This window comes from Erwinia sp. HR93 (genome assembly GCF_034555055.1).
Taxonomy (GTDB): Bacteria; Pseudomonadota; Gammaproteobacteria; order Enterobacterales; family Enterobacteriaceae; genus Apirhabdus; species Apirhabdus apintestini.
In genome coordinates this window covers 3,707,343-3,723,757 of sequence record NZ_JAXUDP010000001.1, presented here as the reverse complement: position 1 = coordinate 3,723,757, position 16,415 = coordinate 3,707,343, and the positions used below count along the sequence as shown (strand labels likewise).

Sequence of the window (16,415 nt, the reverse complement as noted above, 5' to 3'; positions counted from 1 at the left end):
GGCGAAAAGTAACCGGTGAGTTGCCGGCAGGTTGTCATTGCGGGCGCAGGCGTTTATCGCTACCTTATCGGCATTATTTAAGATTGCAGGTGAAAGGACGCCGGAGCCGCTTTGAAATATTTTGTCTCTTTCCGATCGACGCTAAAAGTGTCGCGCTACCTATTTCGCGCGCTGGCGCTATTGCTCTGGCTGTTAATCGCTCTATTTTCTGTCTTTTATATCGTTAATGTGCTGCACGTTAAAGAAATGGAAATTCAGCAGGCATTTACGCTGAGTTACGACCAGGCGCAGCGCTATATTCAGCGCACTTCCGACGTAATGAAAGAGCTGAAATATATTACTGAAAATCAGTTTGTCGCCAACTCAGCAACGGCTCAAAATCAGAACAGCGATGCGCTGGAGCCACCGCGCGCGCTGTCGCTCCCCGGGGGACGTGAGCAGGGCTGCCAGATAATGAGCCATTCGCTGACGAATTCAGTGAAATCGCTGCGCTGGTTTATGGAAAACTGGCACGATAACCTCTCTGCCTCATACGATCTTAATCGCGTTTTTCTAATTGATGGCCCGAGCCAGTGCATGGTCGATTTCGGGCTACGTAATATGCCGCTTGAGCGTAGTAATACGCTAAAAATGCTTCATGATAAAATTAAACTCTATCGCAGCGCGCCGAAAAATGAGCGCGCGAATAGCCTGTTTTGGATTGCGCAGGGACCAAGGCCGGGTATCGGCTATTTTTATACCTTAACGCCCGTTTACCAGCCTAATGGAACGCAGGTAATGTTGGGGATAGAGCAAACTCTCCGCATGGAGAATTTTTTTACCCCGGGCGCATTGCCGATGGGAGTAACGCTGCTGGATGAAAATGGTCATACCCGACTTTCGTTAACCGGAAACGAGACCGCGCTGCATCCGGATGCGCGCTGGCTACAAAAACGAATGTGGTTTGGCTACACCACCGGTTTTAAACAGCTAATTCTGAAAAAGAATCTGCCTCCTTCATCGCTCAGCGTTATTTACTCTGTTCCCGTGGATATGGTGCTGGAGCGTATCCGGATGCTGATATTAAACGCGGTGCTGCTAAATGTACTGACGGGAATTATGTTATTCACGCTGGCGCGTTTATATGAGCGGCGTATTTTTATACCGGCGGAAGCGGACGCGCAGCGTCTGGAAGAACATGAACAATTTAACCGCAAAATAGTCGCTTCCGCACCGGTTGGTATTTGCATTTTACGCACGCTGGACGGCACAAATATCCTGAGCAATGAGCTGGCCCATAACTATCTAAATATGCTTACCCAGGAAGATAGGCAGCGGCTAACGCAAATTATTTGCGGGCAGCAGGTTAATTTTGTCGATGTGCTGACCAGCAATAATACGAATCTGCAGATAAGTTTTGTGCATTCCCGCTACCGTAACGAAAATGTCGCCATTTGCGTGCTGGTGGATGTGAGCGCGCGCGTAAAAATGGAAGAATCTTTACAGGAAATGGCGCAGGCAGCAGAGCAGGCCAGCCAGTCTAAGTCCATGTTTCTTGCCACGGTGAGTCACGAATTACGCACGCCGCTTTACGGTATTATCGGCAATCTGGATTTGCTGCAAACGCGGGAGTTGCCAAAAGGCGTAGAGCGCCTGGTAACCGCCATGCATAACTCATCGACGCTGCTATTAAAAATTATTAGCGATATTTTAGATTTTTCCAAAATAGAGTCGGAGCAGTTAAAAATAGAGCCGCGCGAGTTTTCGCCGCGTGAGGTAATGAACCATATTACCGCGAATTATTTGCCGCTGGTGGTTCGTAAGCAGTTAGGGCTTTATTGTTTTATTGAACCGGATGTGCCGGTAACGCTAATGGGCGATCCTATTCGCCTGCAGCAGGTCATTTCAAATTTATTGAGTAATGCCATCAAGTTTACGGATATAGGATGTATTGTCCTGCATGTCACCGTGGATGAGTGCTATTTACGGATTCAGGTTAGGGATACCGGCGTGGGAATACCGGCGAAAGAAGTGGTGAGATTATTCGATCCTTTCTTTCAGGTGGGCACTGGCGTTCAGAGAAACTTTCAGGGAACCGGGCTAGGGCTGGCTATCTGCGAGAAGCTGGTCGGCATGATGGATGGCGATATCGCTGTCGAGACTGAGCCGGGAATGGGAAGCCAGTTTACTATTCGCATTCCACTGTACAGCGCACAAACCGCTCCACCCGCAGAAATCGCGGAGTTGGCTGAAAAACGCTGTTGGCTGGCAATACGTAACCAGGCGTTAAGTTGTTATTTAACTTCGTTTTTGTCCCGGAATGGTATTAGTGCAATTGCTTTCGATGGCAATTTTTCTGACGTACATGAAGATATTTTTATCACTGACAGTGAACCGGATGATATCTGGCCGGGCAGGGCGGTCATTTTGTTTTGCCGGCGTCATATTGGCATGCCGATAGAGCGCAGACCGGGGTATTGGGTGCACAGCGTGGCGGCACCGCACGAAATTATGACGCTATTGGGACGTATCTATAGCGTTGAGGTGTCTGTGCCGGGAGCTGCAGGGCTGCCTGCACCGGAAGCGCTGTGTGAACAAAACGACGATATGATGGTGCTCATCGTTGATGACCATCCTATCAACCGGCGTCTTCTCGCCGATCAGCTTGCAACCCTGGGTTACCCTTGTAAAACAGCCAATGATGGCGTAGATGCGCTCAATGTGCTGAGTAAACACTCGGTTGATATTGTTCTCAGCGATGTCAATATGCCGAATATGGATGGCTATCGCCTGACGCAGCGTATTCGTCAATTAGGGCTGACGCTGCCGGTGGTGGGCGTCACGGCAAATGCGCTAGCCGAAGAGAAACAGCGGTGTATTGAGTCTGGGATGGATAGCTGCTTGTCAAAGCCTGTGACCTTAGATGTACTACGACAAACGCTGGCGCTTTATGCCGAGCGTGTAAGGCGCGCTCGGACGTAATACTTATTCCATGTAACGGGTTGGCGTATCACGCAGCGTTTCGCCAACCTCATATTTATACTACGCGGTCGGAAGCTGTTTAATATTGTGCAGTATTGGCTTGCTGACGCTGGATGGCGGTCTGGAAAAATTTTGCGCCATATGTCGTGAGGTGTAATAAAAGGGAGGGAGGCCCTCATCAGCAGAGGGCCAGGGAGAAGCGTGACTACTCTTTATCCGCAGGCGTCAGGCTTACGGAGGAAAGATAGTTTAGCAGCGCGATATCATTATCCACGCCGAGTTTCATCATCGCTGATTTTTTCTGGCTACTGATGGTTTTGATACTGCGGTTGAGTTTGCGCGCGATTTCGGTAACCAGAAAACCTTCGGCAAACAAACGCAGAACTTCACTCTCTTTAGGAGAGAGCCGCTTATCGCCATATCCGCCTGCGCTGATTTTTTCCAGCAGGCGAGAGACGCTTTCCGGCGTAAATTTCTTCCCTTTCTGTAACGCGGCCAGCGCTTTAGGAAGATCGGTGGGCGCACCCTGCTTAAGCACGATACCCTCGATATCCAGGTCCAATACCGCGCTAAGAATTGCCGGATTATTATTCATCGTTAATACGATGATTGACAGGTTAGGAAAGTGGCGCTTGATGTATTTGATGAGCGTAATACCGTCCCCATACTTGTCGCCGGGCATGGAAAGATCGGTGATAAGCACATGCGCATCAAGTTTCGGGAGGTTATTGATCAAAGCTGTGGAATCTTCAAACTCACCGACAACGTTCACCCATTCAATCTGTTCAAGTGATTTTCGGATGCCAAAGAGCACGATCGGATGATCGTCGGCAATGATTACGTTCATGTTGTTCATGTAATAGGCTACCTTGCTAAAGCAAGCTTTTGACGTAAGCGTCAATCTCGCTGATATATTTCTCTATGACCGGGGCATCTTTCTCCTGAATGTGATGCTCCAGCGTTTCACACAATTGCTTACCGGGCGTAAGATTTAACATAGCAAACACCCCTTTTAGGCGGTGAGCCGTTTGCCCTAGCGCAGCAAAATCCTGGTTTGCTGAATCAGTATACAGCCTCTGGACGTCATCCGGTACCGTATCGACGAAGAGCGCATAATAGCCGCTGGCATGTAACTGTGCGTTTTCATCGTTAACGGAGGCGATATCGGAAGCGGACTCGCGGGTCAGCTGCTCTTCAATAAGTTGTAATATAGCGTCCTGCATAGCATGGCGAATATTAAAGTTAACGCGATACTGGCCCGGTCCTAATTTCCTTACGCCTTGCTCATCATCGCTTAAAAGTAGGCCGAAATCAGTAAGATTTGATGGATTATCTGTTAAAAAAAGATCGAAGTCTTGTCCGGGCGCTTTTTCATCGCTGATAATGCACGATGCTCCCATGCTTTCGAGCTGTCTGACGATAATATTTTTGACTTCGCCAGCGGCGATATCAATCAGTGCGGTGAGATCGTCAAGCAGCCGTTCCTGCGGTCTTTCACGCTTGTCCTCAACGGCATCTTCTTCCGCCAGCGGGAGGATAAGGTGCAGGCTGTAGCGCGTTCCTAAATCGAGATGTGATTTAATATTCAGATGACCGCCCATAGTGCGAGCGAGCTTGTCGCACAGGCGGAAAGCAAGGCCGTTCGCTGCGCCTTTATCATCTTCGCTGGGAGCATGCAGGTAAGGAAAGTGAACATTATCAATTTCATCGTGAGTAATACCCGTGCCGGTATCCAGCATCCTAAACAGCAAACGCTCGGGCGCATTTTCTTCCGCACTGATATCCAGCGTGATTTTTCCGATTTTTGTCGTGGTTATCGCATATTGCAGCAGCATACTTAACATTCTGTGAAGCGCAGTACGATCGCCAAAGCGCTCATCATCAGCATTCAAATGATTATTGATGAGAAACTGCAGCCCTTTGCGTCGAATAATTGGCAGGATAGAAGGCACCAGATCGTCAAGAAGCGCCTGTATGGAAAACCGGACGCTTTCCCCCTGCCAGCTTTCGTCTTCCAGTTGATTTAATAATTGGATTTCATCCACCAGGCAAATAATGCGCCGGGCGTCATCGAGAAGCGGAACCGGGCTTTCCTGCTCCCCAAGCGCGGCCAGCCTTTCGGCAAGGCGATTAACCGGCGTTTTTAGCGCTGCGCCAATGTGCTGCATAAAGGCCATTCTGGCCTGCTGATTTTTTTCATATAGCATGTGCGCCTGGCGCAGTTTTTTGGTGACCAGGATTTCTCTATCCTGCTCCCGAATGATAAAGATTTGCGTGCGCGGTACGGCCTGGCTGCGGTATTGGCGGATTTCGTAAAGTTCATTATTAACGGTGGCCTGTATTACGCCCTGATGTCTGTCTGCCATCGCCGCGATATTTTGTAAATTCAAATGAGGTAATAAATGATCGGCGGTGGGATTACTCATTAATGTACGGCGAGTTTCCGGATCGTGAACCAACAGACCTAGCGGTAATAACGCAATAATTTCTTCATTGAGCGCGCGCAGGGTTTTCAGCTCACTGCCCACGGTGGAAGATGCGTCGGCCTGACGCGGGGAGGACGGATGGCGAAACGTAGCGTAGCCGAACAGCGCCAGCGCCAGTAGCCCGATATTTAATAGCAGGGGTAATAGCAGCCCCTGTAACGTATCGATGAGCATTGCGCCAAACGGCACTTTCCAGACCAACTTAAGCTGCGTATCGCTTACCGGAGACGTAATTTCAATACGCGTGCCGTTGAATGAGACGTGAACGCGCCTGGCGCGCTCTTTATCCGTGCCGGTTGCGGTACGCTGCGTTTCATCAGGATCGAGGCGCAAATTGGCGAGCGCCATTGAAGCAGGCAGGAGGTCATTGACTGGGATATCAAAAGCGACGACGGTGGCCAGATGGCCGGGCTGATTGAACGTTGTGCGCAGGGTAAAATAATAGACATTTTGCCAGGACAGGCGTCTTAACGGCGAGAAGCTTTCTCGCTCATCTAGCATATTCGCCTGCTGTAGCATTTCTGCACGGCGCGAATCGACGATGCCATTGACGTTAGCATCCTTGAATCCAGCGGTGAGATCTTTAAGCGGCAGCGTTGAGGTCAGGATGAGGCTATTATCCTGACCGTTGAGATAGTACATCGACCAGGGTAGGCTTTCTGCGCCCCAGAGGGTATCCAGATAGCCGGAAATTCTACGAGCCATTTCGCGTGTACTATCTTCATGCGCGCCAAAAATCAGTGCTTCAATCTTATGACGCGGTTTTTCCAGATAGTAAACATCCTGACGCAGGCGCGTTTCCTGGATATTGCTCTGCTCTTCACTATACGGGATAGCGTTGACGCTATCGTAAATTTGCCAGGTCGCGTATCGGTAGGTATCAACGCGCTTGTGTAACGCGCGCGTGACCTCAGCCAATTGATAGCTTCTGTCCTTTAGCCAGATATTAATGCCACTTTGCACCATCACGCCCATAGCGACTAAGAGCACGACGATAAGCAGTAAAAAGAAGCGTGTGATACTGCCGGGCATTAATGAAAATTTAGGATGGCGCATCGTATCTGACTGACTCATTATTTCCGTTTTGCCTGAGAGGCCTTAGGGCCAAATGTCATTAAAACGCGTGGAGAATATAAGTAGCCACGCGTATGCCATGCGCAAGCATACCGGGAAAAGCAGGCTACGTCATCGTTGGTCAGGCGCTTTATATCCATCGTTTAAATGAAATAAGGTTAACGAGATGGGTTTATGATTTAACTGAATCTGAGAGATATTTATTTCCGCTTAATGATTGCGTGAATAAATATTTACGTAATGGAACTATGGATAATTCAACTAAATAAAAATAAGGATTTTAAAATAAAAGAAGAAATTCCAGGAACAGAGAATTGAAATGAAAAATGTGAGGGGAAGAAAAGGAAAAATAGAAATAAAAAACCGACCTTAAAGGCCGGTCTAAAGACAAACCAAACGTCCATTCCTGAACGAAGGTAATTAATAAAGTTAATGATGATAGCGATTGGAGCTTAGACCGAAAAAGTGTGATCGTTTTGGCAAACCGTGCGGCATATTAGCCTTGTCAAGGCGTGTAAAGATGTTTATGGTTGTGTTTTTACAATTAGTGCGGCTATTTTATCTTTCCGTGCTTAAAAAAAGTTCCCTTGGAATTACATTTTGTAACATGTATATTGCAGACCGAAACATCTAAATAGTTTTAGTATCTCAAACCCATTGGATTCATCCGTATTGTTTTAACAGAATGGGCTGCCAACTGATTAAGAACGACGATCGGTAAGCAGTGGCAATTAAAGTGGCGAAAAAAAGCATATAACGAGGGTTAATAACATGAAAGTTAAAGTACTGTCCCTGCTGGTGCCGGCTTTGCTGGTAGCAGGCGCTGCAAATGCGGCAGAAATCTATAATAAAGACGGCAACAAACTGGATCTTTACGGAAAAGTTGACGGAGAACACTATTTCTCTGACAACGATGGTTCTGACGGTGACCAAACTTACATGCGTATTGGCTTCAAAGGCGAAACGCAGGTTAACCAGCAAATCACAGGCTATGGCCAGTGGGAATATCAAATTAACGCTAATACCGATGAAAGCGAAAATAACGCCTGGACTCGTGTGGCGTTTGCCGGTTTGAAAATAGCCGATGCGGGCTCGCTGGATTATGGTCGTAACTATGGCGTTCTGTATGACGTAAGCGCATGGACCGACGTTCTGCCTGAATTCGGCGGTGACACTTATGGTGCCGACAACTTCCTGTTCAGCCGCGGTAACGGCGTCCTGACCTATCGTAACACCGATTTCTTTGGGTTAGTGGATGGTCTGAACTTTGCTGCGCAGTACCAGGGTAAAAACGGTAGCGCGAAAGGTGAAGATATTGACGGTCGTAAGCTGCAGAAACAAAACGGCGACGGCTATGGCCTGTCTCTGACCTACGACCTGGGCAAAGGTTTCAGCGTGGGGGGGGCGATGGCGTCCTCTAAGCGTACCTGGGACCAGAACAATACCGTAGGCGTATACGGCCACGGCGATCGCGCTGATGCGTACACCGGCGGCGTGAAGTACGACGCGAATGATGTTTATCTGGCTGCAATGTATACCCAGTCTTATAACGGTACGCGCTTTGGCGGTTCCGATTCTGCCGCTTACGGTTTTGCCGATAAGGCGCAGAACTTTGAAGTAGTGGCTCAGTACCAGTTCGACTTTGGCCTGCGCCCGTCTATTGCTTACCTGCAGTCTAAAGGCAAAGACATCGGGAATTATGGCGACCAGGATCTGAAGAAATATATTGATGTGGGTGCAACCTACTACTTCAATAAAAACTTCTCTACCTTTGCGGATTACCAGATTAACCTGCTGGATGATAACGACTTTACCCGTGCGGCCGGTATCAACACCGATAACATCGTAGCGGTAGGTATGGTTTACCAGTTCTAATCATACTTTTCGTTAAAATTAAAAAAGGGCCAGTTGGCCCTTTTTTATGTCTACAGAAAGCCACGTTCTGCCAGATGCGGTGAGTTGCCGCATTGACTATCAGGTATTAGCCTAAAGGCGGTATCGCTGGTTTTCCCTACCGGAAAAATGCAATCAACATCCCGCTTTGTTCCTGTCACTGATAGTCAATGTCTCAGAGATGGTGCGTTATGGCCTGCCTCAGGCTCAATCCCGGCAGGGGAACGCAGTAAATATCTAATCTTACCTTATTGCTGTAAGCCGCATAACACAGCGGTCATCTATGCTGACCCCCGCTTTACTTTTCATGTACGATTATTGCGCCGAAATAAGGAGGAAACGCATGCTGAAACGTCATGCATGGATAATAGGGTATTTCATCGTGTCGTTAAGCGCCTGCGATAGCGATAACCGGTCGCTCCCGTCAGCGATAGCGCTGGAGGGTAAGACCATGGGTACATCTTGGCACGTTAGCATTGCCTCCGGCACTCCCGTTCATCTAAACACACTACGCCAGATTATCCAGCAAACGCTGGATAACGAAGACAGGCAGCTTTCAACCTGGAAACCTGACTCTATGCTTTCCCGGTTTAATCGACAGCAAAGCTCCGCGCCGTGGCCCGTTAGTGAAGCAATAAGCGATATCGTAATCCGATCGCTGCGTATTGGGGCAAAGACTGAGGGGGCAATGGATATCACCGTAGGGCCGCTGGTAAACCTTTGGGGGTTTGGCCCGGATAAACAGCCGCTGAAGACACCAACGCCGGCCCAAATTGCGGCGGCGCGCGCGAAAACCGGCCTACAGCATCTGCGCGTGATTAACGACTCCCGGGGCCAGTGGTTACAAAAAGATGTACCGGAACTTTATCTTGACCTGTCAACGGTCGGAGAAGGATACGCGGCCGACAGCGTGGCGCATTTATTAGAGCAAGAAGGGTTTCAGAATTACCTTGTTTCCGTTGGCGGCGCGGTAACTTCTCGCGGCGTTCGCGCAGACGGCAAGCCCTGGCGCGTGGCTATCCAAAAACCCACGGACCAGGAAAATGCCGCGCAGGCGGTGGTAACGCTTAATGGCCAGGGTATCAGTACTTCCGGAAGCTATCGTAATTATTATGAGCTGGATGGACAGCGGCTCTCTCACGTCATCGATCCGCGCACCGGTGCACCGATCCGACATAAACTGGTGTCCGCAACGGTTATTGCACGCGATGCGCTGGAGGCTGACGCATGGGACACCGGCCTGATGGTGCTAGGGCCGGAAGAAGCGCGCGCGCTGGCGCTCAAAGAAAATCTCGCCGTTTATCTTATTATTAAAGAAGCACACGGATTTTCCGTTTGGGCATCCCCAGGGTTTAAACCTTTTTTGCTGAATAAAACGAATTAAAAAGCAAGAAGGTACGCGTAGGACAGTAGTTTTTCGCCCAAAGTGGTAGAAAACCAGCGGGGAGGAGGGAGAAATGAAAAAAGATGATAGCGAACGGCGCTGGGCGCTTTTGTGCCAGCGCAGCCCGGAAGCGGATTTTTTCTTTGCCGTTATTACTACGGGGATTTTCTGCCGTCCATCGTGTCCGTCGCGCGCGCCGCGCAGGGAAAATGTGCGCTTTTATGATAGCGCTGCGGACGCGCTGCTGGCCGGATTTCGGCCCTGCAAGCGCTGTCACCCCGACCGCTCCGGCGCGCGGGAGGCACTGGAAGCTCGAATAGCAAAAGCCTGTGCTTTGATGGAAGAAAGCGAAGCCCCGCTCACATTACACATGCTGGCCGAGCGAGCGGCAATGAGCCCATGGCATTTTCATCGTCAGTTCAAATTAATGACCGGGCTGACTCCGGGTGCCTGGCAACGTGCGCTGCGCGCCGAACGGCTGCGCAAGGCGCTGGCAGGGGGAGAAACGGTAACGCGCGCACTGCACGAGGCGGGCTATACCTCGGGTGGCAGGGCGTATCGTCAGGTTAAACGGGCGCTGGGTATGAAGCCAAGTCAGTATCGGCGCGGTGGTGAGCTGTTGACGCTATATTTTGCACAGGGCACCTGTCAGCTCGGCGACTATTTGATAGCTGAAAGCGCGCGCGGTGTGTGTGCAGTTTTGCTGGGGGATAGTCCTGAAGCGCTGTTTCAGGAGCTGACGCAGACGTTTTCCCATGCAAGGCTGTTGCCCGGCGATGCCGCATTTGGGCAGCGGATTTGCGGTATTGTGCGCTGGCTGGATAATCCTGCCGAACATGCGTTCTCGCTACCGCTGGATCTCCATGGAACTGTTTTTCAGCGAGAAGTTTGGCAGGCGCTTCAGGCGATACCCGCAGGTGAAACTATCAGTTATCAAACGCTGGCACAGCGTATTGGTAAACCGCGCGCGATACGCGCGGTGGCAAATGCCTGCGCGGCAAATACGCTGGCGGTGATTGTTCCCTGCCATCGCGTTGTTCGTCAAAGCGGAGCGCTGTCCGGCTATCGCTGGGGAAGTGAACGTAAGCGCCGGTTGCTGCAGCGTGAGGCGGCGCAGGAGGAATAGAAATGCTCGATTTGTTTGCCGAGGAGCCAGCCTGGCGCGAGCCGCTCGCCGACGGAGCCGCCATCCTGCGGCGCTTTGCTATTCGCGATGCTTCGGCGCTGCTGGCAGCTATTGAGACGCTTTCTGCGCAGGCGCCGTTTCGCCATATGGTTACGCCGGGCGGTTATTCGATGGCCGTGGCAATGACGAATTGCGGTGCCTCGGGCTGGGTGAGCTCCCGCAGCGGCTATTGCTACACTGCCTGCGATCCGCTAACGGGCGCGCCCTGGCCAAAAATGCCACCGTTATTTTTAACGCTGGCGGTAGCGGCGGCCCGTGCGGCGGGATACGAAAACTTTCACCCGGATGCCTGCCTGATTAATCGCTATTCCCCCGGTGCAAAGCTCTCTTTGCATCAGGATAAAGACGAATATCACTTTGATGCGCCTATCGTTTCTGTCTCGCTCGGGCTACCCGCTATCTTTCAGTTTGGAGGGCTGCGGCGCGCCGATCCTCTATCCCGCCACTATCTGGATCACGGCGATGTCGCGGTCTGGGGGGGAAGCTCACGCCTGTTCTACCACGGTATTGCGCCCTTAAAAAACGGACATCATCCCGAGGCTGGCGCCTGGCGTTACAACCTGACTTTTCGGCGCGCAGCGAAAGAAGAATAAAAATAAGAATTATTCTTGATGTGCCGCGTCAGCCGTTTAAACTGCTCGCAGTTTTAAGTTGCAGTAGGTTGGAATATGAAATTGTTGTGGATTGTCTGGCGTCAGTATCGCTGGCCGTTTTTAATGGTAATGCTGCTCAGCCTTGGGAGCGCCGCGCTGGGCATCGGTCTTATTGCTTTCATTAATCAGCGTTTGATTGAAATGACGGGGCCAACGTTTGCCGTGTTGCCCATTTTCCTGGGGCTGCTGGCGCTGCTTATCCTCATTACGCTCGGTTCTCAATTGGCCCTTACCGTGTTGGGGCATCGTTTCGTCTTTCGTTTACGCAGTGAATTTGTGAAACGTATTCTGGATACCTCGGTTGAGCGCCTGGAGCAATTGGGGCACGCTTCTTTATTAGCCGGCCTGACCAGCGATGTACGGGCAATTACCGTGGCGTTTGTCCGGCTGCCGGAGCTGGTGCAGGGCGTTATCCTGACGATAGGCTGTATGGGCTATCTCGCGTGGCTTTCACCAAAAATGTTGGCGATAACTACAGTTTGGATAGCGGTGACGTTAGTCGGCGGCTGGCTTCTGGTCTCTTATGTCTATCGGCATATGGCCACGCTGCGCGATACGGAAGACTGTCTATATAAGGATTACCAGCTCATTCTGGATGGCAGTAAAGAGTTGGCGCTAAACCGCGAGCGGGCGGAAGACATTTACCTAAACGACTTTTTACCGGATGCCCGGCGCTACCGTAGGCACATTATCCGGGCGGATACTTATCATTTAAGTGCGGTCAATTGGTCCAACATTATGATGTTAGGCGCAATTGGGCTAGTATTTTGGATGGCAAACGGTCTGGGATGGGCAGACACCGGGGTTGCTGCTACCTATTCTCTGACGCTGCTTTTTTTACGCACGCCGCTGTTAGCGGCGGTGGGCGCGTTACCAACGCTACTGAGCGCAGAAGTCGCGTACACTAAATTAAATAAGCTGCAACTTGCTGAATATCAGCCGAATTTCGCCTCTGCGCCGCCGCCTGCCGGCTGGCAAACGCTGGCCCTACGCGATGTGGTTTTTCATTACGGTGCTCACGGGTTTAGCGTTGGTCCAATCAACCTGACTATTCGCCGCGGAGAATTGCTATTTCTTATTGGCGGTAATGGCAGCGGAAAATCAACGCTGGCCATGCTACTCACTGGGCTTTATCAACCTGTATCTGGCTCTTTCTGGCTTGATGACATGCAAATTGAGGCTCACGACAGCGCCCGCTGGCGCGCGCTGTTTTCGGCGGTCTTCACTGATGTGACGCTATTCCACCGGTTGCTGGGGCCGCGCGGTGAGCCTGCAGATCCTCAGCTTATTGAGGAATGGCTCAACAGGCTGCGCATGGGGGAAAAACTGCAGATAGAGGAAGGAAAAATAGAAAATCTGAAGCTGTCAAAGGGGCAGAAGAAGAGAGTGGCGCTGCTGCTGGCGATGGCGGAACAGCGCGATATTATTTTACTGGACGAATGGGCGGCCGATCAGGACCCTCATTTCCGGCGCGAATTTTATCAAATTTTGCTGCCGCATATGAAAGCGCTGGGTAAAACGGTTTTCGCTATTAGCCATGACGATCGCTATTTTAGCCATGCAGATCGTCTGTTAGAGATGCGACAGGGGCATCTAAAAGAATTAACCGATGCTGAACGAACCTGTGCCAGCCGGGATGCAATAAACCATACTGTAAATGAATAGAGTTTTTATTATTTCTTTGGTGAATAATAGCGTGTTATCACGCTATTATTTATTCAGGCAAAATTGATTTTGCAGAGTCAATAGTACATCTATTTATTCGATATTAGTCCGTTCATTGTATTCAACGGTATTAACCTTTAACGCGTGATAATGATTTTCACTACCGGATAAATATCTACTACTATGAAGTTAACTTATATTTTTTATTTCTTATTATCTGAAAAGTTGTTACTAATTTAGGTTGACCCGGTTTAACAAATCAGGGAAACGCTATTAACTCCGCTCCGCACTATAGCGACATATCGTAAATTATCCAGGTCAGATAACGTTACTTTGATCACAAAACAGAAAAAAAAGAACAATAAATCGGCGAAATACGTTTGAAATAATTAACAAAATTAATGGATCATGAGGCCGTCAAGGGAAAGGGGTGAGCAGCGGCCGCTATAAATGCCAGGGAGTGGGGTACCGTATATTCAAGATATCATTGATATCTTATCCGTTCCTGTTTTATTCCTGGCCCTCACCAGTACGGGAAGATGAATTACAATCTACTTTGGATTATCTGGTTATTATGGTTATGGGTGTTGGCCGCATATAGTTTCCGTTGGGAAAGTTCGATACTGCTGTTTCGCACAATCTGGCGGCCTTTATTAACCTTTTTTTTGGTACTTATCGCCGCGTGTTTAAGTAAAAAATTTTTAGTGAACAAGGGAATGGTTATGTTTAAACGCAAAGAGTCTGCCGCGATGCCGGTAAATGATTTTATCCCGACGTCGCCGGCGCAGGAACCTGAAGTAACCGCTGCTCCGGTATTTCAGGAGGAGGAAACGCTATCGCAAATAGTTTCTTCCCTGCCGGAGGTTTCCGATTCAACGACAATTCCAGCTAACTGTGTTATTTCCGGCGAAATTACCTCCTCGGGAGACATTCACGTTAATGGTACCGTGGAAGGAAAAGTTCGCTCGGAGAAAAGCGTCTTTTTATTAAAAGACGGTAAAGTGGAAGGGGAAATAAATGCGGATAAAATTGTTATTAGCGGGCGCCTGAACGGCCTGTGCAGCAGCCGGGAAGTCGAGATCTCAGCCAGCGGTTTTCTTGAAGGTACGCTGGAGTGCGACGAGCTGTTTATTAATAAAAAGGGGCGCTTTTACGGGATATCAAAACCGCTTACGTCGCCAGAAAAACCCGCAGCCCCGCGTCCTGCTTCCGCTGAGCGCCCAATAACCACCACGCTTAGCAGCGTACCGGACTTTTTACGCATTCGTGAACCTATGGATGAGAAAGAGCCTGAACCGGTAAGTTAACGCATTGAAACCCATTTTATGTGGGCCGTATCAGTCAAATTTTGACTCAGACCCACATCTTTGCCCTATTTCGTACAATAAAACGCCGAAGTCTCCCTTTTTTTTCTTTTCTGCATCCCGTAATAGCAGAGGTTGATTATTATTGAGGAAGCCTGCTTTAGGGTATTGACGCACTGCCGCTATAGCGCGTGAGTTTTATCTGGCTTTTTCCAGGGATGCAAGTTTTATGTCTGTACTTACCAATTATACGCCTCATCACCGTGCAGAAGATCGCGCGCGTATTATTCAGATCCTTAGCGGCGATCGCGATATCGCCACCGCTATTGTCGGGAATACCCCGGACGATGATGCCGGGCTGCGCGCTCGCTTCCAGGCACAGCTTCAAACCTTAACTCGCCCTGTATCTCGTCTCCCGCCCCCCGATCTGGCTGATACGCTGGAGGCGCTGCCCGCTCTGGAGCGTCACGCGCTGTGGCGGCTTATTCCGGAGGCAAAGCGTGGGCGCGTGCTTTTGGAGGCGTCAAAACACGTTTGGGACGATCTTATCGAGGAAATGAGCGATAAGGCGCTGCTTAGCGCGTTAAGTACGCTGGATATTGATGAGCAGATGTATCTGGCTCAGCATTTGCCGCGCGATCTGGTTGGGCGCCTGTTAGTCACACTGCCCGCCGGCGAACGCGAGCGTGCCCGGCAACTGATGCGCTATGAGAAACCCAGCGTTGGGGCCATCATGGAGTTTGAAGTTATTGTAGTGCGCGCTGATGTTAATCTGGCTACCGTCCAGCGTTATCTGCGTTTTCTGAAAAAAATGCCAGAAAATACGGACAAACTATTTGTTACTACGCGGGACAGTGAATTATTGGGCGAGTTGGATCTGACGACGATTCTATTACATTCTCCTCAAACTCGCGTCGCGCAAGTGATGGAGCATAATCCAGTTACCTTTTTCCCCACCGATAATGAAGAAGCGGCGGCGCTGATTTTTGAGCGCGATAATCTTATCAGCGCGGCGGTTATTGATGAACAGGGGAAACTCATGGGGCGTCTGGCCATTGATGAGATTGTCGATGTGGTTATTGGTGAAACGGACAGCGATTTACGCCGGATGGGAGGATTAAGCGCCGAGGAAGATGTCTTTGCGCCGGTGATGAAGGCCGTGAAGACGCGCTGGGCGTGGCTGGCAATTAATCTCTGTACGGCTTTTATCGCTTCCCGGGTGATTCACGGGTTTGAAGGCACAATTTCTCATCTGGTGGCACTGGCTTCATTGATGCCAATTGTGGCGGGGATTGGCGGAAATACCGGCAACCAGACAATTACCATGATTGTGCGCTCGCTGGCGCTGCAATATATCCAGCCGGGCAATGTGACGTTCTTACTATTGCGCGAAGTCGGAGTAGCGTTAATTAATGGAATGGTATGGGGTGGGATCATGGGCCTTATTACCTGGGGGCTGTACGGCGACGCGGCGCTGGGTGGCGTGATGACGCTGGCAATGATGTTGAATTTGCTGGTTGCCGCCGTTATGGGGGTGATTATCCCCATGGCGATGTACCATCTGGGGCGCGACCCGGCCGTAGGGTCCAGCGTGATGATCACTGCAATTACCGATACCGGCGGTTTCTTTATTTTCCTCGGGCTGGCAACGCTATTTTTAATGTAGAAGAGCCGGCTTTGTTCGTCAGGCGCTGCAAAGTATCGGCGCGCTTTAATCGTTGAGTTGCCGCTGAGGTTTGATGAAAGCGCTGGCTAAGCGCGATGAGGCTGATAACAGCGGTGTGGTTTGATGGCGCAGATGGCGTGCCC

General features: G+C 50.2%; 10 protein-coding genes. 8 read left to right on the top strand and 2 right to left on the bottom strand.

Annotated features, from left to right (window positions below; translation table 11 throughout):
• The first annotated feature begins 111 nt into the window (after nucleotides 1–111).
• Entirely contained in the window at nucleotides 112–2,961 is a 2,850-nt protein-coding gene (gene rcsC, locus SFA31_RS17335; protein WP_322839104.1) for a two-component system sensor histidine kinase RcsC, read from the top strand.
• Between the two features lie 205 nt (nucleotides 2,962–3,166).
• On the opposite strand, the gene rcsB is transcribed toward rcsC, so the two are convergent.
• Together rcsB and rcsD are read right to left on the bottom strand one after the other, a co-directional pair.
• Nucleotides 3,167–3,817, bottom strand: coding sequence for a response regulator transcription factor RcsB (rcsB, locus tag SFA31_RS17330; protein ID WP_138098506.1), 651 nt, complete (start codon nucleotides 3,815–3,817; stop codon nucleotides 3,167–3,169).
• 16 nt (nucleotides 3,818–3,833) lie between these two features.
• Nucleotides 3,834–6,521, bottom strand: a complete 2,688-nt coding sequence (gene rcsD, locus SFA31_RS17325; RefSeq protein ID WP_322839103.1) for a phosphotransferase RcsD — start codon at nucleotides 6,519–6,521, stop codon at nucleotides 3,834–3,836.
• 771 nt (nucleotides 6,522–7,292) lie between these two features.
• Between rcsD and SFA31_RS17320 the strand changes: the two genes are divergently transcribed.
• The 7 genes from SFA31_RS17320 (at nucleotide 7,293) to mgtE (ending at nucleotide 16,272) form a co-directional block, all read left to right on the top strand.
• Nucleotides 7,293–8,396, top strand: a complete 1,104-nt coding sequence (locus SFA31_RS17320) for a porin OmpC (RefSeq protein WP_322839102.1) — start codon at nucleotides 7,293–7,295, stop codon at nucleotides 8,394–8,396.
• Nucleotides 8,397–8,757: 361 nt separating this feature from the next.
• Nucleotides 8,758–9,798 (top strand): FAD:protein FMN transferase ApbE, encoded by a 1,041-nt coding sequence (apbE, locus tag SFA31_RS17315; RefSeq protein WP_322839101.1) that lies wholly within the window; start codon nucleotides 8,758–8,760, stop codon nucleotides 9,796–9,798.
• Nucleotides 9,799–9,871: 73 nt separating this feature from the next.
• Nucleotides 9,872–10,924 carry a bifunctional DNA-binding transcriptional regulator/O6-methylguanine-DNA methyltransferase Ada gene (gene ada / locus SFA31_RS17310; protein WP_322839100.1) on the top strand — a complete coding sequence of 351 codons (1,053 nt, stop codon included), beginning with the start codon at nucleotides 9,872–9,874 and terminating at the stop codon, nucleotides 10,922–10,924.
• Nucleotides 10,925–10,926: 2 nt separating this feature from the next.
• Nucleotides 10,927–11,577, top strand: coding sequence for a DNA oxidative demethylase AlkB (gene alkB / locus SFA31_RS17305; RefSeq protein WP_322839099.1), 651 nt, complete (start codon nucleotides 10,927–10,929; stop codon nucleotides 11,575–11,577).
• 75 nt (nucleotides 11,578–11,652) lie between these two features.
• Nucleotides 11,653–13,302: a multidrug ABC transporter permease/ATP-binding protein gene (locus SFA31_RS17300; RefSeq protein ID WP_322839098.1), complete on the top strand. Its 1,650-nt coding sequence runs from the start codon at nucleotides 11,653–11,655 to the stop codon at nucleotides 13,300–13,302.
• 722 nt (nucleotides 13,303–14,024) lie between these two features.
• A complete protein-coding gene (locus SFA31_RS17295; RefSeq protein ID WP_322839097.1) occupies nucleotides 14,025–14,609 on the top strand; it encodes a polymer-forming cytoskeletal protein in 585 nt (194 codons plus the stop codon).
• A gap of 226 nt (nucleotides 14,610–14,835) precedes the next feature.
• Nucleotides 14,836–16,272, top strand: coding sequence for a magnesium transporter (mgtE, locus tag SFA31_RS17290; RefSeq protein WP_322839096.1), 1,437 nt, complete (start codon nucleotides 14,836–14,838; stop codon nucleotides 16,270–16,272).
• Nucleotides 16,273–16,415: the final 143 nt, after the last annotated feature.